At 63.2% G+C, this 20,707-nt stretch carries 17 protein-coding genes; 6 read left to right on the top strand and 11 right to left on the bottom strand.

The genetic code is table 11. The annotated features are described in order from the left end of the window. A complete protein-coding gene (locus OGV19_RS11730; protein WP_264313516.1) occupies positions 1-702 on the top strand; it encodes a YoaK family protein in 702 nt (233 codons plus the stop codon). On the opposite strand, the gene OGV19_RS11735 is transcribed toward OGV19_RS11730, so the two are convergent. The 8 genes from OGV19_RS11735 to glaH all read right to left on the bottom strand — a co-directional run bounded on the left by OGV19_RS11735 (position 703) and on the right by glaH (position 10,776). After that, positions 703-1,407, bottom strand: a complete 705-nt coding sequence (locus OGV19_RS11735; RefSeq protein WP_264313517.1) for an SDR family oxidoreductase — start codon at positions 1,405-1,407, stop codon at positions 703-705. 110 nt (positions 1,408-1,517) lie between these two features. Next, a complete protein-coding gene (gene gcvA, locus OGV19_RS11740) occupies positions 1,518-2,414 on the bottom strand; it encodes a transcriptional regulator GcvA (protein WP_264313518.1) in 897 nt (298 codons plus the stop codon). 33 nt (positions 2,415-2,447) lie between these two features. Further along, positions 2,448-3,950 carry a glycine betaine/L-proline transporter ProP gene (gene proP, locus OGV19_RS11745; protein WP_264313519.1) on the bottom strand — a complete coding sequence of 501 codons (1,503 nt, stop codon included), beginning with the start codon at positions 3,948-3,950 and terminating at the stop codon, positions 2,448-2,450. 807 nt (positions 3,951-4,757) lie between these two features. Then, positions 4,758-5,732 (bottom strand): porphobilinogen synthase, encoded by a 975-nt coding sequence (gene hemB / locus OGV19_RS11750; protein WP_264313520.1) that lies wholly within the window; start codon positions 5,730-5,732, stop codon positions 4,758-4,760. 230 nt (positions 5,733-5,962) lie between these two features. Next, positions 5,963-6,856, bottom strand: a complete 894-nt coding sequence (locus OGV19_RS11755; RefSeq protein ID WP_264313521.1) for a PA4780 family RIO1-like protein kinase — start codon at positions 6,854-6,856, stop codon at positions 5,963-5,965. A 119-nt stretch (positions 6,857-6,975) separates the two neighbouring features. Beyond that, entirely contained in the window at positions 6,976-8,367 is a 1,392-nt protein-coding gene (gabP, locus tag OGV19_RS11760) for a GABA permease (RefSeq protein WP_264313522.1), read from the bottom strand. Positions 8,368-8,525: 158 nt separating this feature from the next. Next, positions 8,526-9,776 (bottom strand): L-2-hydroxyglutarate dehydrogenase, encoded by a 1,251-nt coding sequence (gene lhgO, locus OGV19_RS11765; protein WP_264313523.1) that lies wholly within the window; start codon positions 9,774-9,776, stop codon positions 8,526-8,528. 22 nt (positions 9,777-9,798) lie between these two features. Next, positions 9,799-10,776, bottom strand: coding sequence for a glutarate dioxygenase GlaH (gene glaH, locus OGV19_RS11770; protein WP_264313524.1), 978 nt, complete (start codon positions 10,774-10,776; stop codon positions 9,799-9,801). 195 nt (positions 10,777-10,971) lie between these two features. Here glaH and csiR point away from each other — a divergent pair, with 195 nt between their 5' ends. Further along, entirely contained in the window at positions 10,972-11,667 is a 696-nt protein-coding gene (csiR, locus tag OGV19_RS11775; RefSeq protein WP_264313525.1) for a DNA-binding transcriptional regulator CsiR, read from the top strand. A gap of 6 nt (positions 11,668-11,673) precedes the next feature. On the opposite strand, the gene OGV19_RS11780 is transcribed toward csiR, so the two are convergent. Continuing rightward, a complete protein-coding gene (locus OGV19_RS11780; protein ID WP_264313526.1) occupies positions 11,674-12,105 on the bottom strand; it encodes a multidrug/biocide efflux PACE transporter in 432 nt (143 codons plus the stop codon). Positions 12,106-12,198: 93 nt separating this feature from the next. Here OGV19_RS11780 and OGV19_RS11785 point away from each other — a divergent pair, with 93 nt between their 5' ends. The 4 genes from OGV19_RS11785 (at position 12,199) to OGV19_RS11800 (ending at position 18,178) form a co-directional block, all read left to right on the top strand. Next, entirely contained in the window at positions 12,199-13,053 is an 855-nt protein-coding gene (locus OGV19_RS11785) for a LysR family transcriptional regulator (protein WP_264313527.1), read from the top strand. A 182-nt stretch (positions 13,054-13,235) separates the two neighbouring features. Further along, entirely contained in the window at positions 13,236-14,981 is a 1,746-nt protein-coding gene (locus OGV19_RS11790) for a caprolactamase subunit beta (RefSeq protein WP_264313528.1), read from the top strand. 13 nt (positions 14,982-14,994) lie between these two features. Next, positions 14,995-17,079: a caprolactamase subunit alpha gene (locus OGV19_RS11795; RefSeq protein ID WP_264313529.1), complete on the top strand. Its 2,085-nt coding sequence runs from the start codon at positions 14,995-14,997 to the stop codon at positions 17,077-17,079. Positions 17,080-17,221: 142 nt separating this feature from the next. Next, positions 17,222-18,178 carry an AraC-like ligand-binding domain-containing protein gene (locus tag OGV19_RS11800; RefSeq protein ID WP_264313530.1) on the top strand — a complete coding sequence of 319 codons (957 nt, stop codon included), beginning with the start codon at positions 17,222-17,224 and terminating at the stop codon, positions 18,176-18,178. A 27-nt stretch (positions 18,179-18,205) separates the two neighbouring features. Here the strand turns inward: OGV19_RS11800 and OGV19_RS11805 are convergent, their stop codons facing one another. Together OGV19_RS11805 and OGV19_RS11810 are read right to left on the bottom strand one after the other, a co-directional pair. After that, positions 18,206-19,099 carry a DUF2950 domain-containing protein gene (locus tag OGV19_RS11805; RefSeq protein ID WP_264313531.1) on the bottom strand — a complete coding sequence of 298 codons (894 nt, stop codon included), beginning with the start codon at positions 19,097-19,099 and terminating at the stop codon, positions 18,206-18,208. Next, positions 19,096-20,562: a DUF3300 domain-containing protein gene (locus OGV19_RS11810; protein WP_264313532.1), complete on the bottom strand. Its 1,467-nt coding sequence runs from the start codon at positions 20,560-20,562 to the stop codon at positions 19,096-19,098. The genes OGV19_RS11805 and OGV19_RS11810 overlap by 4 nt, the downstream gene beginning before the upstream one ends. Positions 20,563-20,707: the final 145 nt, after the last annotated feature.

Consider the following 20,707-nt stretch of genomic DNA (forward strand, 5'->3'; position numbering starts at 1 on the left):
ATGCTGCCCAACGTACTGCCCGCACGCAACGCACGACGGCTCAGGCTCCGGGCCGTGCGGGGTCGGGTCGGCTTGGGGCTGGTCGCCGCGCTGTCGGTGCTGGCCGGCATGACCGATGCCATCGGCCTGCTGGCCCTGGGTGATTTCGCTTCGTTCATGAGCGGCAACACCACCCGCCTGGCGGTGGCCATCAGCGAGGCGGACCTGGCCATGGTGCTGCGCCTGAGTGGTGCGGTGTTCGGCTTTGTCGCGGGCAATGCCCTGGGCGTGATGCTGGCTCGGGCCTGCCGTCGCCGCGCCTGGCCGGTGCTGCTGGTGGTCGCCGTGCTGCTGGGTGTCGCGGCGGCATGGCCCCTGCCCGCGACCTTTGGGGCGCTGCTGGCGGCGACACTGGCCATGGGCATGATCAATGCCGTGGTCGAACAGGTGAATGGCCTGCCAATCGGCCTGACCTATGTCACCGGCGCCCTGTCCCGCTTCGGTCGCGGCTTGGGGCGCTGGTTGCTGGGCGAGCGGCGCAATGGCTGGCGCGTACAACTGGTGCCTTGGGCGGGCATGTTGATGGGCGCGGCACTGGGTGCCTGGCTTGAGCACCAGCTGGGCCTGCAGGCGCTGGCAGGCAGTTGCGCGCTCGCATGCCTGCTGGCCCTGGTGACACGGTTCATTCCGCGCTCATGGCAACGGGGCTATATGCCGCGTTGATCAAATGCTCCGCGTAATCCCGCCATCGACCTTGATGTTCTGGCCGGTGATGTAGGCTGCCCCGTCGCTGGCCAGGAAGGCGATGGTGGCGGCGATTTCTTCGCTGGTGCCGTAACGCTTGAGCGGCACGCTGTCGCGACGCGCTTCGGTGGCCGGCAAGCTGTCGATCCAGCCTGGCAGCACATTGTTCATGCGGATGTTATCGGCGGCGAACTGGTCTGCAAAGATCTTGCTGAACGACGCCAGCCCAGCACGGAAAACCGCCGAGGTGGGGAACAGTTCGCTTGGCTCGAAAGCCCAGGTGGTAGAAATGTTGATGATCACGCCGCCCTTCTGGCGCTGCATGATCGGCGTCACCAGGCGCGTCGGGCGGATGACATTGAGCAGGTAGGTTTCCATGCCCTGGTGCCAATCTTCGTCGCTGATTTCCAGAATCGGCGCACGAGGGCCGTGCCCGGCGCTGTTGACCAGCACATCAATGCGCCCCCACTTGGCGATGACCGCATCGACCAACCGTTGCAGGTCTGCGTTGGACTGGTTACTGCCAGTCACGCCAATGCCACTCAGTTCTTCGGCCAATGCTTCACCCTTGCCGGACGAAGACAGGATGCCGACTTTGAACCCATCGGCGGCCAGACGCTTGGCGGCCGCCGCGCCAATACCGCTGCCACCGGCGATGACAACTGCTACTTTTTCTACTGACATGAAGCCCCCTTGTCGAGCATTCAGCCCGGGTGAGTGATGGGTTCCAGACTAGCACCGTCCCCCACCCGCCAGAGAGCCAGTAAAGCTTCTGATAGACGACAGAAAAACTACTACCAGGATGCCTTCGCCTGCTCCAGCAACCAGCTGCGCACCTTCTCCAATGCCGGCGGCTGGTAGGCATTGCGCGGCCAGACCAGGTAAAACGCCTGTTCCAGCACCCAGTGCTGCTCGAACACCAAGGCCAGCCTGCCTGCTGCAATATCGTTCTGCACGAAGAAGTCGCTGGCCAAGGCGAGCCCCTGCCCTGCAACCGCAGCATCAATCGCCAATGACGTCTGGTTGAAACGTACATTCTTGGCGCCCGCCAACAGCGGCTGTTGGAAGACCTCAGCGATGAAGTCCGGCCAGAAGTTGTGCGCATCATGCAGCAGTGGGAAACGTTGCAAATCGTCAAGGGAAGCCGGCGTGCCCAGCTGTTCGAGCAACCCAGGGCTCGCCACGGCAACGATGCGCTGCTTCAGGAAAGGTTCGACATGTAACGCCGGGCCGAACGGAGGGCGGCCGTAGCGCACCGCGATGTCCACACCTTCGGGGCGGAACTGCGACAAGCGGTCGGTAGCCAGCACCTGAAGGTCGATATCGGGGTGATCGTGGGCAAATGACAACAATCGAGGGATCAGCCACTTCGCCGCGAACGTGGGTGTGACACTGACTGTCAGCTGGGATGCATCGGGGCGCAGCGCCTGGGTAGCCGAGGCGATCAAGGCAAACGCGCTGCGAATATCGGTGCTGTAGCGCTGTCCGGCGCCGGTGAGGCTGAGGCCCCTGGGCAAGCGTTCGAACAGTTTGAGCCCAAGGTTCGCCTCAAGCCCGCGAACCTGCTGCGCCACCGCCGCCTGGGTAACCCCCAGCTCATCCGCCGCCAGGCGGAAGTTGAGGTGGCGTGCCACCACCTCGAAAACACGCAACCCGTTGAGTGGCGGTAGCGCCGAAAAGCCCTCGGCCATAAAGATAATCTACTGAGTACAGGGCCCTGTACCTTACTCGATACGCGGGTGTTGCTGCACCAGCAATTGGCGCTTGGCCTCCAGTTCGGCGATCTGCGTGTCGATGTCTTCGATTTTCTGCTCGATATTGTCGTGGTGCTCCTGCAGCAGTTCGCGCGCTTCCTCGATGTCCGAGGCGGCAGGTGCTGCACCGCGCAGCGGTTTGTTGGCGGTCTCCTTCATGGTCAGCCCCGTGACCAGGCCGACGGCTGCAATCACCATCAGGTAGTAGGCCGGCATGTACAGATTACCCGTGCTTTCCACCAGCCAGGCGGCAAGGGTCGGGGTGAGGCCGGCGATCAGTACCGAGATGTTGAAGGCACTGGCCAGGGCGCTGTAGCGAATGTGCGTGGGGAACATCGCCGGCAACGTCGAGGCCATCACGCCAATGAAGAAGTTCAGCAGCACGGCGATGATCAACAGCCCGGCGAAGATCAGCCCGAGCACCCCGCTGTTGATCAACATGAAGGCCGGGATGGCCAGCGCGAACAGGCCGACACTGCCGACCACGATGAACGGCCGGCGGCCGAACTTGTCGCTGAGCAGCCCGATGATTGGCTGGACGAACAGCATGCCGACCATGATCGCGATGATGATCAGCACCCCGTGGTCTTCGCTGTAGTGCAGGTTGTGCGACAGGTAGCTGGGCATGTAGGTGAGCAGCATGTAGTAGGTGACGTTGGTGGCGATCACCACGCCAATGCAGGTCACCAGGCTGCGCCAGTGCTGGGTAGCCACTTCCTTGAACGACACCTTGGGGCCGGAGGCCAGGCCTTCGCGGTCACCCTGTTCGAGCTTCTCGACGTGTTGCTGGAACGCCGGTGTTTCCTCCAGCGCATGGCGCAGGTAGAGGCCGATGATGCCCAGCGGCAAGGCCAGGAAGAACGGCAGGCGCCAACCCCACTCAAGGAACTGCTCCTCGCCCAGCACGGTGGAAATCAACACCACCACGCCTGCGCCGAGCACAAAACCTGCAATCGAGCCAAAATCCAGCCAACTGCCGAGGAAGCCGCGCTTGCGGTCGGGTGCGTACTCGGCGACGAAGATCGACGCCCCGGTGTATTCGCCGCCCACCGAAAAGCCCTGGGCCATCTTGGCCAGCAGCAGCAGGATCGGCGCCCAGATGCCGATGGTGGCATAGGACGGAATCAGGCCGATGGCAAAGGTACTCAACGACATGATCACGATGGTCGCGGCGAGGATCTTCTGCCGGCCGAACTTGTCGCCCAGGGCGCCGAAGAACAGCCCACCCAGCGGGCGGATCAGGAACGGCACCGAAAACGTGGCCAAGGCGGCAATCATCTGCACGCTGGGGTCGGCGTTGGGGAAGAACACTTTGCCAAGCGCGTAGGCGACAAAGCCATAAACGCCGAAGTCGAACCATTCCATGGCGTTGCCCAGTGCGGCAGCGGTGATCGCTTTGCGCATCTTGGCGTCGTCGACGATGGTGATATCTTTCAAGCCGATCGGCTTGACGCTTTTCTTGCGAGATTTCATGCCCATTTCCTTGTCACTGAATGCTCTAAGGCATGAGAGGCAAAGGGACACTAAATAATTCAGCGCTTGATAAATTTTTTGTCAGCCTGAGCAGCAACGCTGAGCCACTGTGGGAGGTTGCCCAGCCTTTTGGGGTTGCGCTGCCACGCAGAGACCAGGGGTCATGGTGGGAGCGGGCTTGCCCCGCGAATAAGGCCACGCGGAGCATGGCACCGGCTTCGCCGGTGTTCGCGGGCAAGCCCGCTCCCACAGAGTTGCTGCTAACTCAATGAGTTAGGTTTTGTTCTATGAGAGATTGCCCAGCCTCTTAGGGCTGCGCTGCCACGCAGAGAACAGGGGTCATTGTGGGAGCGGGCTTGCCCCGCGAATAAGGCCACGCGGTGGATGGCACCGGCTTCGCCGGTGTTCGCGGGACAAGCCCGCTCCCACAGAGTTGCTGCTAACTCAATGAGTTAGGTTTTGTTCTATGAGAGATTGCCCAGCCTCTTAGGGTTGCGCTGCCACGCAGAGAACAGGGGACATGGTGGGAGCGGGCTTGCCCCGCGAATAAGGCCACGCGGAGCATGGCACCGGCTTCGCCGGTGTTCGCGGGCAAGCCCGCTCCCACAGAGTTGCTGCTAACTCAATGAGTTAGGTTTTGTTCTATGAGAGATTGCCCGGCCTCTTAGGGTTGCGCTGCCACGCAGAGAACAGGGGTCATTGTGGGAGCGGGCTTGACCCGCGAATAAGGCCACGCGGAGCATGACACCGGCTTCGCCGGTGTTCGCGGGCAAGCCCGCTCCCACACAGCCGCGTTTACTTCAATGATCAGATCCCTTCGCGGGCCAGGTCCATGGCGAAGTAGGTCAGGATCAGGTCGGCACCAGCGCGCTTGATGGCACCGATGCTCTCACGCACCACGCGCCCTTCGTCGATGGCGCCAGCCAGGCCGCCGAACTTGATCATCGCGTACTCACCACTGACCTGATACGCCGCCAGCGGCAGGCGCGAGGCCGCGCGGATGTCGGCGATCACGTCAAGGTAGGCACCGGCCGGCTTGACCATCAGCACATCGGCCCCTTCCTGCTCGTCGAGCAACGATTCGCGCACGGCTTCGCGGCGGTTCATCGGGTTCATCTGGTAGCTCTTGCGGTCGCCTTTGAGGGCGGTACCGCCGGCCTCGCGGAACGGGCCATAGAGCGACGAGGCGAATTTGGTCGAGTAGGCCATGATGGCCGTGTCATGGAAGCCTGCGGCATCCAGTGCACCGCGAATCGCCTGGACCTGGCCGTCCATCGCCGCCGACGGCGCGATGAAGTCGGCACCGGCCGCTGCCGCGACTACCGCCTGCTTGCCCAGGTTGGCCAGGGTGGCGTCGTTGTCCACGCTGTGGTCGTGTACCACGCCGCAATGGCCGTGGCTGGTGTACTCGCAGAAACAGGTGTCGGACATCACCACCATTTCTGGCACGGTGTCCTTGCAGATCCGCGCCATGCGCGCCACCAGGCCGTTTTCGTTCCAGGTGTCACTGCCCACTTCGTCCAGATGGTGCGAGACACCAAAGGTCATCACCGACTTGATGCCGGCGCGGGCGTAGCGCTCGATTTCTTGCGCCAGCAGCTTTTCGGGGATGCGATTGACACCCGGCATGCTGGTGATCGGCACGAAATCATCGATGCCTTCTTCGACGAAGATCGGCAGGATCAGGTCTTCAAGGCGGAACTCGGTTTCCTGGAAGATCGAACGCAGGGATTCGTTCTGGCGCAAGCGACGAGGACGAACGGAGGGGAAACGGTTGGACATGACAGCTCCAGGGAATATGGACGGCGTACACCATATGCCTGTTGAGCTTCAGTGAAAAGGCTGAATGACGAGATTGTGTCTTGCGGTGGGGGCAATAGCGTGGATTTGCAATGTCTTCACCGGCCTCTTCGCCGGTAAACCCGCTGCCACAGGACTGGGCAAGCGCAGGGGGATCTCCCACCCGGTACAGCGCTTTGCTTAAGAGAGGCGCTGTACCTGTGGGCTACGGCTTACTGCAACCAGGGCGGCGGTGGTTCCTCACCCTTGACCGGACCACGCTCGGCATCGGCCAGCGCCGCTCGGCGGCGGGCGTCATCGAAGCGGGCGGCTTCGATTTCACGCAGCACGCCGTCCACGTCGGCCGCCTCGTCGTCGTCATCGAACACGCCGGTCAGCGGGCTGTCCGCTTTCAGCTCGCCCGCTTCGAACAACGCCCACATTTCCTGCGCGTAGCGGGTGCTCTTGAGCTCGGGGGCGAAGCGGCCGAAGTAATGGGCCATGTTCGCCACATCGCGTTGCAACATGCTGAACGCGTGGTTGTTACCGGCCGCATCCACTGCCTGCGGCAAGTCGATGATCACCGGGCCGTCAGGCCCCAGCAGCACGTTGAATTCGGACAGGTCGCCGTGTACCAGCCCCGCGCAAAGCATCAATACGATCTGGCGAATGACGAATGTGTGGAAATCACGGGCCTCTTCGGCCTCCAGGTGCACATCGTTCAGGCGTGGGGCGGCATCGCCATCGGCGTCCGTCACCAGCTCCATCAACAGCACGCCATCCTGGAAATCGTAAGGTTTGGGTACCCGGACACCAGCACTGGCCAGGCGGAACAGCGCCGCCACTTCGGCGTTCTGCCAGGCATCCTCGGCCTCTTTACGGCCATACTTGGAGCCTTTGGCCATGGCCCGGGCCTGGCGGCTGTTGCGGACCTTGCGGCCTTCCTGGTACTCGGCGGCCTGGCGGAAGCTACGTTTGTTGGCTTCTTTGTAGACCTTGGCGCAGCGTACCTGGGTGCCACAGCGCACCACGTAGACGGCAGCTTCCTTGCCGCTCATCAGAGGTCGCAGTACTTCGTCGACCAGGCCATCTTCGATCAGGGGTTCGATTCTTTTTGGAGTCTTCATCAGGCTTGAGTTCTGGGGTCCTGTGGCCGAGCCGTGGAGGTGGCGGCCATCCTCTCACAGCCTGATGGATCTTGCTCGTCTGTGATGCAACGTTCGTCTGTTCGGGATGTGTCGGGCGCCTAGGCGCCCTGCCCCACAGTACTGCCTTGCACCACCCGCGCCCGTCGGCGGGTGATCAACAACCCCGAGCAGACCACGAAGATCGCCAGCACCATGGTCGAAACCACCTCAAGCCGATGATCCGGACGGAACAACATCAGTACGAGCACACTGCTGATGAACAGGATCACCGCCCAGGTCAGCCACGGGAACAGCCACATGCGGTAGCTCAGGGTCTTGCCCTGGGCGGTCAGGCGCTTGCGCAGGCGCAGCTGGGAAATGGCGATAACCAGGTAAACCAGCAAGGCAATGGCACCGGAGCTGGCCATGAGGAAGCCGAACACCTGGGCCGGCACCAGGTAATTGGCGATCACCGCCAAAAACGCCGCGCCGGTGGACAGCAGAACCGCGACAATCGGCGTACCGCTGCGGCTGGTCACTTGGGCACAGGCCGGTGCGTCACCGCGACGGCTGAGCGAATAGACCATGCGCGAGGCGGTGTACAGCGACGAGTTGAGGCAGCTGGTGACCGAGGTCAGCACGACGAAGTCGATGATGGCCTTGGCATGCGGCACACCGAGCGTATCCAGCACCGTCACGTAGGAACCTTCGGTGGCCAGCCGTGGGTCGGTCCAGGGCACCAGCGCGATGACGATGAATATCGACAAGATGTAGAACAGCGTGATCCGCCAGATCACCGAGTTGGTGGCCTTGGAGATGTGCTTGCCAGCTTCGTCCGACTCGGCGGCGGCAATGGTCACCACTTCGGCCCCGAGGAACGAGAACATGGTGATCAGCATGGCGCTGAGGACCGCGCCGAAGCCGTTGGGCATGAACCCACCGTTATCCCACAGGCGCGAAACACCGCTGACACCGGAGCTTGGCAGCAGGCCGAAAATGGCGCAGGCGCCCAGAACGATGAAGGCAACGATGGCAATGACCTTGACCAGCGCCAGCCAGAACTCGAATTCACCGTAGTTCTTCACGCTGAACAGGTTGGTGGCGGTCAGCAGCAGCGTGATCACCAACGACAGCACCCAGATCTCCATCTGCGGGACGTAGGTGTTGATGATGGTCGCGGCAATGTTGGCTTCGATGGGGATGATCAGCACCCAGAACCACCAGTACAGCCAACCGATGGTGTAACCGGCCCACTTGCCGATGGCGAGGTCCGCATAGGTGGAGAACGAGCCCGTATCCGGTGAAGCGACCGCCATTTCCGCCAGCATGCGCATCACCAGCACCACCAGCCCGCCGGCCAGGATGTAGGCCAGGATGGTAGCGGGCCCGGCCTCGGCGATGGCGCGACCGGAGCCGACGAACAGGCCAGCCCCGATCACCCCGGCGATGGACAGCATGGTGACATGCCGCGATTTCAATCCATGACTCAAATTGTTTTTGTCTGTTTGCATGGTCTTACCTTCTTATTCTTGTCATGCCCGCGCTGGGCCGTCAGCACGCATGGCTAGCGAACGCGGGCGCGAAAAAGCCCGCCCTGCCCTAAATGGTGAGTAGGGCAAGGACGGGTTGAGTAAAACGAAACGCAGATCCGCCGTGGTTACCCGCCTGCTCAGCCAGCAGCGCGCTGCTGGCCAGCCAGATCAGGCTTGGGCAAACCGCCCCCCTGGCGGGTGACTTGTTCGCAGACCTTCTCGACGATGTAGGCGCCGATAGGAATCGCAGAGGTCGCGGCAGGCGATGGCGCGTTGCACACGTTCACGCTGCGCGGGGAGTTGACGAAGAGGAAATCGTCGATGAGCTTGCCATCGCGGGACACCGCCTGTGCCCGGACACCCGCCGGATAAGGCGTGAGGTCGTCCTTGGTGATGCTCGGGCAGTACTTCTGCACCTGCTTGAGGTAACCGCCCTTGAACAGCGAGTTTTTCATCTCGATCAGGCCCGGACGCAGGTTCTTGGCCAGCACCTTGAGGATGCCGGGTGTGGTCAGGGTCTGGAACATGTCGCCAAGGCTGACGTCGGACTTGCGATAGCCCTCACGCTTCATCGCCAGTACCGCGTTTGGCCCGACGGTCACGGTGCCGTCGATCATCCGCGTCAGGTGCACGCCCAAAAACGGCATGGACGGGTCCGGAATCGGGTAGATCAGGTGGTTGACGATCTGGTTGTGCTGTTTGGGCAGCAAGTAGTACTCGCCCCGGAACGGGCAAATCACAAAGTCAGTCTTGATGCCGAGCATGCTCACCACGCGGTCGGCCATCAGGCCCGAGCAGGTGACCAGGAAGCGGCTGTGGAACTCATCGCTGCGGGTACGCACGATCACTTCGTTGGCACGCTCCTCCAGGCCGATCACCTCGGCGCTGTAGCGGATCTCGCCACCGGCACGCTGGAACTGACGGCCCATGGCCGCAGTCACTTCGGCGTAATTGACGATGCCGCTGGAGGGCACGAAGATCCCGCCCAGGCCGACGATATTGGGCTCGCGTTCATGCAGTTGCGCGGCCGATAACCATTCGCGCTCCAGGCCATTGGCGGCGGTACGTTCCCACAACGCTTTCATGCGTTGCATTTCCAGGTCGTTGGTTGCCACCAACAGCTTGCCGCACTCGTCGAAGGCAATGCCGTGCTCGGTGCAGAAGGCCTTGGTCGCCTTGTTGCCTTCCAGACAGAAGCGCGCCTTGAGGCTGCCGGGGGTGTAGTACACCCCAGCATGGATCACGCCGCTGTTGTGCCCGGTCTGGTGGCGCGCCGGGCCGGACTCCTTCTCCAGCAGGAGAATCTTGGCGTCCGGGTACACCTTGATCAGGTGCATGGCTGTGGACATGCCCACAATGCCACCGCCGATGATGATGAAATCGTACACAGTGTTACCTCCCGCGCCGTGTTTACTGGCCGCGCTGGTACAGCGGCTTGGGGAAGGCGACATAGCCGCGTTGACGCATCAGCTCGCGGCGCAGACCGTCGTGCGGGGTGAAGCGGTCGCGGCCGTGGAGCCAGAACAGATTATTGATCAGGACGAAGCTGCCCACCGCTACCGGCACGGAAAGTTTCTGCTCGCTGCCTTCCAGCGATTCGGACAAGGCGTTCAACCAAATGCCTTCCTCGAAGTTTTCCGGCTGCACGAACTGGTCGATGTAGCGCAGGGTCGGCCGGCCTTCGGCGTCGGTATCGAACACCGAATGGAACACATCCTCGGCCACTTTCTTGCTCGGTGGTGCGGTCCAGCGCATCTCGCGGCGCGCCAGCGGGTGGCGGAAGAACGCCTCGCAGTCTTCCCAGTCGTCCAGGTGCAGCAGCAGCGAGTTGCCGCCTTCCATGTTCCTTTCGTCGATCTTCAGCATCAGCACGTAGTCGGTGATCTGGTTCACGAAGGTGCCGTCGTTGTGCAGCTCCATCACACGGTGTGGCTGGCGCAGGTAGCTGTCGGAGTTGTCGCTGTTCACCACCACGAAGCGGGCGTAGTACTGGCCGCTCATGGCGTCGTAGTTGGAGCGACCGATCAGGTGGGCACAGGCAGTGGTGAACTTGACCATGTCTTCGGCCTGGCTCACGTCATCCAGCCCGACCGGGGTAATCAGCATGCCGCCGGTGGCGCGGTCGAGGATGGTATTGAGCAGCACCGGGCGCAGCGTGCCTTCGCACAGCTGGTCGAGGACCTCGCCAACCCGAAAACGCAGGAACGACTTGTATTCCAACGCCTGCACCGGCCACTCGGCCACCGCCTTGACGAACGCCTCCACGGTCTCGCGGGCAAAGGTCAGTTCAAGCAGACGCGGCGACTGCTTCGAAGGGGCGATGGTGTAACCCCGGGGTTCGAGTGGCAATGGCATGACAAGTTCGTCGATCTGCGTAAAAGCGTTCATGGCTAAGTCCTGGCAGAAAAAGGGGGTGGCGCTGTCCAGTCATGATCTGGATCAGTGCGGGCGAAGCAAAAATATCGCCACTCAACAAAAATGTCTACATTTTTATAAAACGAAGATAAATTGCACGTATGTCCATTGTTTTTCGTCCGCCAGCGGTTTCGGTATGATCGGCAAAACGTTTTGAGGAACAGGACCTTGGAAGCGCTCGCTCCCCGACAAAATTCAGCATTCAGCGGGTATGAGAGGCTCAAGAAGGACATCATCCGTGGCGTGTTCAAGCCTGGGGAAAAGCTCTTGATGAGCACCCTCAAGGATCGCTACGAGCTCGGCGTGGGGCCACTGCGCGAGGCACTCTCGCAGTTGGTGGCCGAGCACCTGGTGAATGCCATCAGCCAGAAAGGCTACCGTGTCGCGCCCATGTCACTGGCGGAGATGAACGACATCTACGATGCCCGCGCCAACCTGGAAGCCATGATCATCAGCCTGGCCATCGAACGCGGCGACGACGCCTGGGAGGCCTCGGTGCTGGCCTGTTCGCATACCTTGGCCAAAGTAGTGGAAGTGAAAACCCGCGAGCAGCGCCTGGACGTCTGGGATGAGCGGCACAAGGCGTTCCACACCGCCATCGCCTCCGGTTGCGGCTCCAAGCACTTGCTGCAGGCCCGCACCTACCTGTTTGACCAGGCCGAGCGGTATCGTCATCTGTGGCTGACGCAGACGGTGTTTTCCGAGCAGGCCCTTGAACTCAAGCGCCAGGAGCACGCGGCGCTGGTCGATGCGATCCTGGCCCGTGACGCCAAGCGCGCCAGCGCCATGATGCACTCGCACCTGATGACCCCCGTGCCGATCATTGCGCAGATCATGCATGCCGAGGGCATCGGGCGCGGGTAGCGCCCCTCAAGCTGCAGCTTGGCGCTGGGCCATAGAGTGCCGGACCTTGTCGAACACCCAGTTGTACACCACGGTGTAGGGCAGGATGATCACGAAGAAGCCAAGCTCGACCATGAAGGCCTGGAGCAGTGAAATATCCAGCATCCAGGCCGCCACGGGCAGGCACCACACCACCAGCCCTGCCTCGAAGCCCAGGCCATGAACGACGCGCGCCCAGGCTTTCCAATACACCCGAGCGGTCTGCACGAACCGGTCGATCAGTGCGTTGTAGACCACGTTCCAGACCATGGCGATCACCGACAGGGTCACCGCCAGCCCACCCGCCGTTGCCAACGACTTGCCCAGTACCCAGGACAACAGCGGTGCGCACAGCAGCACAGCGAACAGTTCATAACCCACGGCATGGACCATACGTTCGGTGAAAGAGACCTTTTTCATCACAGATTCCATCGTTTGCTTAAGACGTGCTTCCTATTTTCTTTGATGGAACAGATACTCGCGACATAGCACCCATCGATTTTATCAATACCTATGCGCTACTCACCCGAAGCCTTACTTGCCTTTGTCGAAGCCGCCTCGTTGGGCTCGTTCTCGGCGGCGGCCCGCAAACTCAAGAAAAGCCAGTCCACCGTCAGCATTGCCATTGCCAATTTCGAGGCTGATATCGGCTGCCCCCTGTTCGACCGGGGCGGGCGCCACCCCACGCTCAATGCCGCCGGGCGCCAGGTATTGCCCCATGTCGAAGCGATCCTCGATGCCAGTGCCGGGCTCGACGCGCTGTCGCTCAGGCTGGCTGAGCACGTTGAAGCGTTGGTCTCGGTGGTGATGTCCGACAGCTACAGCGTCACCTTCCAAAGCGCGGTCATGGCCGGCTTCGCACACAGCTACCCGCATACCGAGCTGCGTTGCGGGCCTTCGGAAGACGCTGATGTGATCGAGCTGGTGCAGCAGGACCTGGCCCAGATCGGCATTCTCGCCGCGCAGCGCCACTACCCCGCCGACGTCGCCGTGGCGCGCCTGCCTGAACAGGCGGAGTTTTGTGTGTATGTCAGCGCCGACCACCCGCTGGCGGCGCTGCGCACGGTGCAACGCCAGCACCTGGAGAGCGTGCGCCAGCTGTACATCAAGACCTACGCACCCAGCTTGCACCACGACCGCGGCCAGGCCTGGTCGGCGCCGGATTACCTGACTTTGCTGGAGTTCGCCGCCCGAGGTTTTGGCTGGGCAGAATTGCCCAAGGCGCTGGTCACGCGCTTTGGCAGCGGCCTGGTGGAGCTGCAGGTGACCGGTTATCCGCGGCGCGTCGACATGGACATCGCCTGGTCCCGCCGCCGCGCCCTCGGCCCAGCCGGGCAGTGGCTGGTGCAGCGGTTGCTGGGCGTGTAGTCAATCGCCCAGACAATACTGAACAATGTGGGAGCTGAAACCGCCCAAACAACAGTGCACCCAAGCGCAACAAGCAGTACACCCACCGACAAGTCAGCCACCCCGCTCCCCCCGTAGCCTGTCACCACGCGCCGATCACTGCGGCACGCACCCAAAAGCACAAGAAGAAACGTTGGTGACCTATGAAAACAGTAGATCCGATCACCCTTGCGGTTGTCCGGGGTGCGCTGGAGACAGCGCAGCGCGAAATGACTCTGACCCTGGAAAAGACCGGCCGCTCCAGTGTGTTCAACCTGGCCCATGACTACTCGAACTCGCTGTTCGACCATCTCCCCGAAATGATCCTGCAAGGCCAGGACATCCCTATCCACCTGGGCTCGCTGATTCCCGCCATGAAATGCGTGGCCGCGTTTTTTGGTGACGACATCGCCGAGGGCGACGTGATCTACCACAACGACCCAGCGTACAAGGGCAGCCACATCCTCGACTGCTGCATGTACAAGCCGGTGTACTACCAGGGCCAGCTGGTGTTCTGGACCGTGTGCAAGGGCCACCTGACCGACATCGGCGGCCCGGTACCGGCCGGCTACAACCCGGACGCCAAGGAGATCTACGCCGAGGGTTTGCGCATCCCCCCCGTCAAGCTGTGGGAAAAGGGCAAGCGCCGGGAGGACGTGATCAACTTCATGCTCACCAACATGCGCGCCCGCCCGTATCAGGAGGGCGACCTCAACGCCCAGTACGGTGCCTGCAAGGTCGGTGAACGGCACCTGCTCGACTTGCTCGACAAGTATGGCGTGGAGCAGGTACGTGCTTGTATCGCCGAGCTGAAGAACATGGCCGACCGCCATATGCGCGCCCTGCTGCGCGACGTACCGGACGGCCACTACAGCGGCACCGCCGTGCTCGAAGACTCAGGCCATGGCCTGGGCGAGCTGGCCATCACCGCCCATGTCGAGGTCCGCGGCGAGCAAGCCCACGTGCGCATCGAAAGCCCCCCGCAGGTGCCCTACTTCATCAACTCTTACGAGGGCAACTCGGTTTCCGGTGTGTACCTTGGCTTGATGATGTTCGCCCAGGTCGCGCCGCCCTACAACGAAGGCCTGTATCGCTGCGTCACGGTCGACGTCGGCGCCAGGGGCACCCTGTGCAATGCGCAGGAGCCAGCGCCCCACGTCAACTGCACCACCACCCCGATGGAAACCTTGGCCGATGCCGTGCGCACGGCGCTGGAGCAGGCATCGCCGCAGCGGGTCACCGCCTCCTGGGGCCATACCAGCGGCATCAACATCGCCGGCCACGACCCACGCAATGGCAACAGCGAGTACGTCACCATGGTGCTGGCCTCGATCATTGCCGGTGCTGGCGCCAACAAGGTCATGGATGGCTGGCATGCGTGCGGGCCATTGTGTTGCTTCGGCGCGCTGATGAGCGGTGACATCGAGCTGCTCGAACATGCCTATCCGATACTCATCCACCGCTACAGCCTGATGGCCGACAGTGGCGGCGCGGGTGAGTTTCGCGGCGGCTCAGGCACCCGCCTGGAAATCGAGCCGCTGCAGCACGCGATGACCGTGGTCGGCTTCGGCGAAGGCCGCCAATTGCCCACCGCCGGCGCCGCCGGAGCACGCAATGCCCTGCTGCAGCCCAAGCTCGGCCGCTTGATCCACCGCCACGCCGATGGCACCGAAGACCACTACACCCAGAACCCCATGCTCACCCTCCAGCCCGGCGAGCGGATCATCAACATCAACCCAGGCGGCGGCGGTTACGGCGACCCGCTGCGCCGCCCGGTGGCCGCCGTGCTGCAAGACCTGCGCAACGGCCTGGTCTCGCCCCAGGGCGCAGCCCTGGAATACGGTGTGATCGTCGATGCCGACGGCCACCTCGACGAAACCGCCACTCACCTTGCCCGCGACCTGCACTGACCGGAGACCCATCATGCGCAATCAATATCGCCTGGGCATCGACGCCGGCGGCACCTTCACCGACTTCATCCTGGCTGACCGCGATGGCGGTGTGCAGCTGTTCAAAGCCCCTTCCACACCGCAGGATGGCACCCTGGCCATTCGCGCTGGCCTTGCGCAGATCGCCGACGCCACCGGCCGCACGCCGGCCGAAATCATCGCCAACTGCGACCTGTGCATCAACGGCACCACCGTCGCTCTCAACGCCTTGATCGAACGCACCGGCGTCAAGGTCGGCCTGCTGTGCACCGAGGGCCACGAAGACAGCCTGGAAATCCGCCTGGGCCACAAGGAAGAGGGCCACCGCTATGACGCCCACTACCCGCCGGCGCACATGCTCGCCCCGCGCCACCTGCGTCGCCCGATCGGTGGCCGCATCCTTGGCGATGGCCGCGAACACAGCCCGCTGGACGAACGCGCCGTGCACGAGGCCATCGACTACTTCCGTGCCGAGGGCGTGGAGGCGGTGGCCATTTCCTTCCTCTGGTCGGTACGCAACCCCCGCCATGAACAGCGTGCCGCCGAGCTGGTACGGGCCGCGCTGCCTGGGGTGTTCGTCTGCACAGGTGTCGAGGTCTTCCCGCAAATCCGCGAATACACCCGCACCTCCACCACCGTGGTCAACGCCTACCTGAGCCCGGTGATGGCGCGCTACGTGGAACGCATCGACAGCCTGTTCGAAGAACTCGGCGCCCAGCAACCGGTGCGCTACTTCCAATCCAACGGTGGCCTGGCACCCGGCCACTTGATGCGCGAGCGTGCGGTCAACGCCATCAACTCCGGCCCGGCCTCGGCGCCCCAGGCCGGGCTCTCGGTGGCCCGCCCGTTTGGCATCGACAACGTCATCACCGTGGACATGGGCGGCACCTCGTTCGACATCACCCTGACCAACGCTGGGCGCACCAACTTCAGCAAGGACGTGGACTTTCTGCGCCAGCGTATCGGCGTGCCGATGATCCAAGTGGAAACCCTTGGCGCCGGTGGCGGCTCCATCGCTCACCTCGACGAGTTCGGCATGCTACAGGTCGGCCCCCGCAGTGCTGGCGCCAAGCCTGGGCCAGTGTGCTACGGCAAAGGTGGCAGTGAGCCCACCGTGACCGACGCCAACCTGGCCCTGGGTTACCTGCCGGACGGCGCGCTGCTGGGCGGCAGCATTCGGCTGAACCGCCAGGCTGCGCTGGACGCCATCCGCAGCAAGATCGCCGAGCCGTTGGGCATCAGCGTGGAGCGCGCCGCGTTTGGCATCACCACCCTGGTCAACTTGAACATGGTCAACGGCATCCGCCGTGTCTCCATCGAACGCGGCCATGACCCGCGCGACTTCGCCCTGATCGGTGCTGGCGGCGCTGCAGGGATGCACGTGGTGCGCCTGGCCGAAGAAATTGGCATGCACACTGTGCTGATCCCCAAAGTGGCGTCAGGGCTGTGCGCGTTCGGCCAGATCCTTTCGGATGTGCGTTACGACCAACTGACCAGCTTGGCGATGCGCCTGGACGCCGAACACGCGGACCTCGCACAGCTGAACCAGGCCCTTGCCGAGTTGCGCCAGCAAGGCCTGGCGAACCTGCGCGAAGACGGTTTCGGCGACCAGGCCAGCAGTTGCCACTACACCCTGGAGATGCGCTACGGGGGGCAGATCCATGAGTGCAGCGTGGAGCTGGAACGCCACTCATTGGACCGCGACGGGCTGGCGGCGCTGATCGAGGCCTTCCATGTGCGCCACCAGACGCTGTACTCGTACAGCGAGCCCGCGAGCCCGGTAGAGCTGGTCAACCTGGAGTGCTCGGTGATCGGCCATCTGCCCCGCCCGCCCCAGCCAACGCTGCAAGGGCCGGCCCAGCCATCGGCGGCCGTCCCGGAGGGCGAGCGCCCGATGCTGTTCAGTGCCGATAGCGAGTGGCAGCAGACCCCGGTGTTCAACGGTAACCACCTGCTGCCCGGGCAGACGGTGCAAGGCCCCTGTGTGATCGAGGAGGACACCACCAACATCGTCGTGCCACCAGGCTGGCAGGCATGCCTGGAGCCTTCGGCCACTTACCGGGTGACACGCGGGGCTTGATCAAAGGGTCGGCTCGCGCCGATCATGGGCCTGCCCGGCAGCATTGCGCTGCCGGGCTTTTTTGCACAATAACAAGAGCTGCTTGAGTAGCTTGCCTGCAGTTCCTTTTTTCAATGCTGCCCTCTTTGAAAAAGGACAACCCATGCCCACAGAACTTTCGACCCACGGTTGGCCGCAGCCGGAACGCCAGGCACGCTGGGCCGAAGCGATCAGCGACACTTACTTCCCATTGAGCCTGGAGTTTGCCGCCGAACAGCCATTCGATGGCCACCTGCAGCGCTGGAGCACACCCAGTACGCCGCTGAGTCTGTCGCGCCTGCGCTCCAGCCAGCTCGGCTATTCACGTAGCAAGGCACACATTGGCCAGGACCATGACGCGTTCTACCTGGTTACGGTGCCCAGCCGCAGCGAGGTGCACTTCGAACAGGACGGCCACCAGTTGAGCTGCCGCCCAGGCGGCTTTATCGTCGAGCGCGGCGACGCGCCTTACCGCTTCCATTACCGGGCCGAGAATGACCTGTGGGTGCTGAAACTGCCTGAACGCGCGCTCAAGGCCAACTTGCTCGGGCACAAGCGCTACACCCGCCACTGCTTCGATGCCAGCCAAGGCCTTGGGCGCATTTTCGTCGAACAACTGGACCTCTGCGCACGCCACTTCGACGCAAGCCCCGCGGCCGCCCGCCATCTGCTGCTGGAGCAGGCCAGTGCGACGCTGCTGCTGGCCTTGCAACAGGACGAGCGGGTGCTTGGCAGTGAGGGCTCCAACCTCAGTACACTGCACCTGACCCGCGTCGAGCACTACGTGCTGCAAAACCTCGGCGACCCCGACCTGTCACCGCAAGCCATCGCCACCGCCTGCGGCCTGTCATTGCGCTATTTGCACAAACTGTTTGCGATCACGCCCTACACCTTGGGCGAATGGGTGCGCCAACAGCGCCTGGAGGCGGTGCACCGCCAACTGCGCGACCCACACTGCCATGTGTCTATCGGCGAACTGGCGTTCCGCTGGGGCTTTACCGACCAGGCCCAGTTCACCCGCGCCTTCCGCCAACGCTATGGCTGCACCGCACGCGAGGTTCGCGCGGCGCGCGCCCACTGAATGCGGCGGCGCAAGGATGCGCCGTGCTCAGTCGTTCGCAGCGGTATCGACCTCTTTCCAGCTGTCATCCGGGTCGAAGCGTTTCATCGCCTTGGCCAGCCTGTCGCCGTGCGCCCCGAGGTCTTTCTCGAACACCTGGCCATCATGGCTGATCATGAAGCTCATCACCCCCGTGTCGTCATACTTCGCCGGCCAGGCGACCAAGGCAAAGCCACGGCTCATCTGGTTGCCGATCAAGTAGCTGTAGGCACCGCCCGGGGCGGATGGGCCTTGCGCGTCGAGGATGCGAAAGTGATAGCCATACCAGTCGTCACCGACCACATCCTGGCCAAACAGCGGGCCCAGCGGGCTGACCTGCCCATCACCGTCATCATCCCAGTACAACCCGTCATGCTTGCCCGGTTCGCTGAAAATCTTCTGCGCGTATTCCAGCGCACCATTGCCGTTGCGGTCCTGTGCGGCGTAGTCCATCTGCGCATCGTGGTAAGCCAGCATCGACTGCAGGGCGCCCAGCTCGTTGCGGCCGATGCGCCTGGCGCGGATTTCGGCGCTGCCGGCCTTGAGGTCGAAGCGCCAGCCCTGGCTGCTTTTGCTCAGCGGTATGGGCAACGTCCAGTGCTCACTGCCCACCGCCAGTATGGCCTTGCCCTGCGCCGTCATGTCGATGCTGTGCTGCGCACGGTACTGTTCGAGGAAGGTGTCCACGTCGCTGCGTTGCACACCGCCGCGCGGGATGTAGGTGCGCCAGTCATCGCCCAGCAACTGGGCCAGGCGGGCTTCATCCGCTTTCTCCTGGCCCAACGCCGCGACGAAGGACTCCACGGCCTTCTCCGGCGTCGGGAAGGCTTCTTGCGCAGCGGCCAGGGATGACCAGGCCAGGCCCGCAGTGAGCAGCAATGCTCCGAGTCGTGAACGGTTCATCGACGGCCACCTCCCCCACGGCGTGCAGGCGCACTGGGCCGGGAGATCTGGTGCCCGGCGGCACGCGATGCGTTTGGCCGCTGGGCGAACGATTGGCTGGTGCGGCCGCGGCTGGCCTGCGCGCTGGTGCGTGACGGCGAGCGTACGCCGTCGAAGGCGTTGTTACGCGCCCGACCTGCCGTATTGGTGGGCCGGTTCTGCGCCACCTGCCGCGCCTGGCCTTCGCCCTGCCTGCGCTGGCTCACTGGGTTGTTCTGCTGGCGGCCTTGGGTATTACGTGTTTCCTGACGGCGATCGGCTGGCCGTGCAGTGTCGTTACGCGTTTGCATGCGATTGCCGACCGAGTTGCCCGCCTGCGCCTCGCGCGCTTGCTGGCGTGCCTGGCGGTTGCTGGTGGCCGGGCGTTCGATACCGGCCCGATCCATCGAAGCCCTGGCCTTGTCCCGTGCCTGGGCACGCTGGGTGTCGTCACCACGGAAGGCCGTACGCTGGGTGGCGCCGTCCAGCTGGCGGCCATACTGCTGGCGGCTGCGGGCATCGCGGTAAGGCACGCCCTCGCGGTTCGCGGCATTGTGCCGCCATGTGTTCTGGTTGTTGGTGATGCGGTTGTTGCCGTTGATGTTGTTGTAGCGGTTGACGTCGATGTCGATGTCATTGTTACCCCAGTCACAGTCGCCCCACAGCGAACTGATGATCGCAACACCAGTACCAAAGGCCAGGCCCGCCACCAGCGCGGAACCGGCGTAGTACATTGGCGGTGGCGGGTAGTACACCGGCGGCGAGGCCGGGTAGGCCCAGGTGCCGTAGGTGGTGGTCGGGTTGTAGCTGGGCACGTACACCACTTGCGGGTCAGCCGGTTCGATGATGATGGTGGTAGGCGAACTGCTGGCCGGGGCCGCCTGGTTTTTGCTCGCACTGCTGGAGGCTGGCGCCGCCGCCGGAGCCGCCTGCACGGTCACGTTCTGGTACTGGTTGCTTTGCAGGTTGCCGGCGGTTTGCGCCTGGTGGCGCAAGCGCTGCACGCCGCCCATGACATCGTCGGGTTGCGCGAGGAAGGCGTCACCCAGGCGCTGCACCCACACCGGGTCCTGGCCCAGGGTCGCCAGCACCTGCGGGAAGGCCACCAGTGCCTGCACGCTCGGGTCCCAGGGCTGCTTCGCTACTTGCTTGACGGCATCGTCACCGGAGGCCTTGGGGTTGGCCTTGGACCAGGTCACGGCTTCGCTCACCTGTCCCGGGTAGGTCGCGGCCATCAGTACTTGGGCCAGCAGCGCATCGGGGTACAAGGCAATAGGTGCGAGCATCTGGTCCAGTTGTTCCTGGGTGAACACCGGGTCCTTGGCCGCCAGCGTGTCGGTTTGTGGGGCCGGGGCCGGGGCGGGTACGTCTTCTGCCAGCACCAGGCCGGGCGCAACGCTCAGGCACAGCAGCGCCGAAAGGGCGGCAATCAATGGCATGCGCATCGCTTATCCCCATGAGGTCAGACCGCGTGGATTAAGGGTAGCAATGGCGGTGCGTTTGACCAGCTGCGAGCGCGCAAACTTTTCGCACTGAGGGTTGTGTCGATAGTGGCCATCGATAGTGACTATCGAACCAGGCAATTTCTAC

Source organism: Pseudomonas putida (assembly GCF_025905425.1).
Classification (GTDB): Bacteria; Pseudomonadota; Gammaproteobacteria; order Pseudomonadales; family Pseudomonadaceae; genus Aquipseudomonas; species Aquipseudomonas putida_AF.

What these genes read in the sequence shown, in the direction of transcription:
- OGV19_RS11730 (WP_264313516.1), top strand. Translation starts at nt 1, where the DNA reads ATGCTGCCCAACGTACTGCCCGCACGCAACGCACGACGGCTCAGGCTC.
- OGV19_RS11735 (WP_264313517.1), bottom strand. Translation starts at nt 1,407, where the DNA reads ATGTCAGTAGAAAAAGTAGCAGTTGTCATCGCCGGTGGCAGCGGTATT.
- gcvA (WP_264313518.1), bottom strand. Translation starts at nt 2,414, where the DNA reads ATGGCCGAGGGCTTTTCGGCGCTACCGCCACTCAACGGGTTGCGTGTT.
- proP (WP_264313519.1), bottom strand. Translation starts at nt 3,950, where the DNA reads ATGAAATCTCGCAAGAAAAGCGTCAAGCCGATCGGCTTGAAAGATATC.
- hemB (WP_264313520.1), bottom strand. Translation starts at nt 5,732, where the DNA reads ATGTCCAACCGTTTCCCCTCCGTTCGTCCTCGTCGCTTGCGCCAGAAC.
- OGV19_RS11755 (WP_264313521.1), bottom strand. Translation starts at nt 6,856, where the DNA reads ATGAAGACTCCAAAAAGAATCGAACCCCTGATCGAAGATGGCCTGGTC.
- gabP (WP_264313522.1), bottom strand. Translation starts at nt 8,367, where the DNA reads ATGCAAACAGACAAAAACAATTTGAGTCATGGATTGAAATCGCGGCAT.
- glaH (WP_264313524.1), bottom strand. Translation starts at nt 10,776, where the DNA reads ATGAACGCTTTTACGCAGATCGACGAACTTGTCATGCCATTGCCACTC.
- OGV19_RS11780 (WP_264313526.1), bottom strand. Translation starts at nt 12,105, where the DNA reads ATGAAAAAGGTCTCTTTCACCGAACGTATGGTCCATGCCGTGGGTTAT.
- OGV19_RS11785 (WP_264313527.1), top strand. Translation starts at nt 12,199, where the DNA reads ATGCGCTACTCACCCGAAGCCTTACTTGCCTTTGTCGAAGCCGCCTCG.
- OGV19_RS11790 (WP_264313528.1), top strand. Translation starts at nt 13,236, where the DNA reads ATGAAAACAGTAGATCCGATCACCCTTGCGGTTGTCCGGGGTGCGCTG.
- OGV19_RS11795 (WP_264313529.1), top strand. Translation starts at nt 14,995, where the DNA reads ATGCGCAATCAATATCGCCTGGGCATCGACGCCGGCGGCACCTTCACC.
- OGV19_RS11800 (WP_264313530.1), top strand. Translation starts at nt 17,222, where the DNA reads ATGCCCACAGAACTTTCGACCCACGGTTGGCCGCAGCCGGAACGCCAG.
- OGV19_RS11805 (WP_264313531.1), bottom strand. Translation starts at nt 19,099, where the DNA reads ATGAACCGTTCACGACTCGGAGCATTGCTGCTCACTGCGGGCCTGGCC.
- OGV19_RS11810 (WP_264313532.1), bottom strand. Translation starts at nt 20,562, where the DNA reads ATGCGCATGCCATTGATTGCCGCCCTTTCGGCGCTGCTGTGCCTGAGC.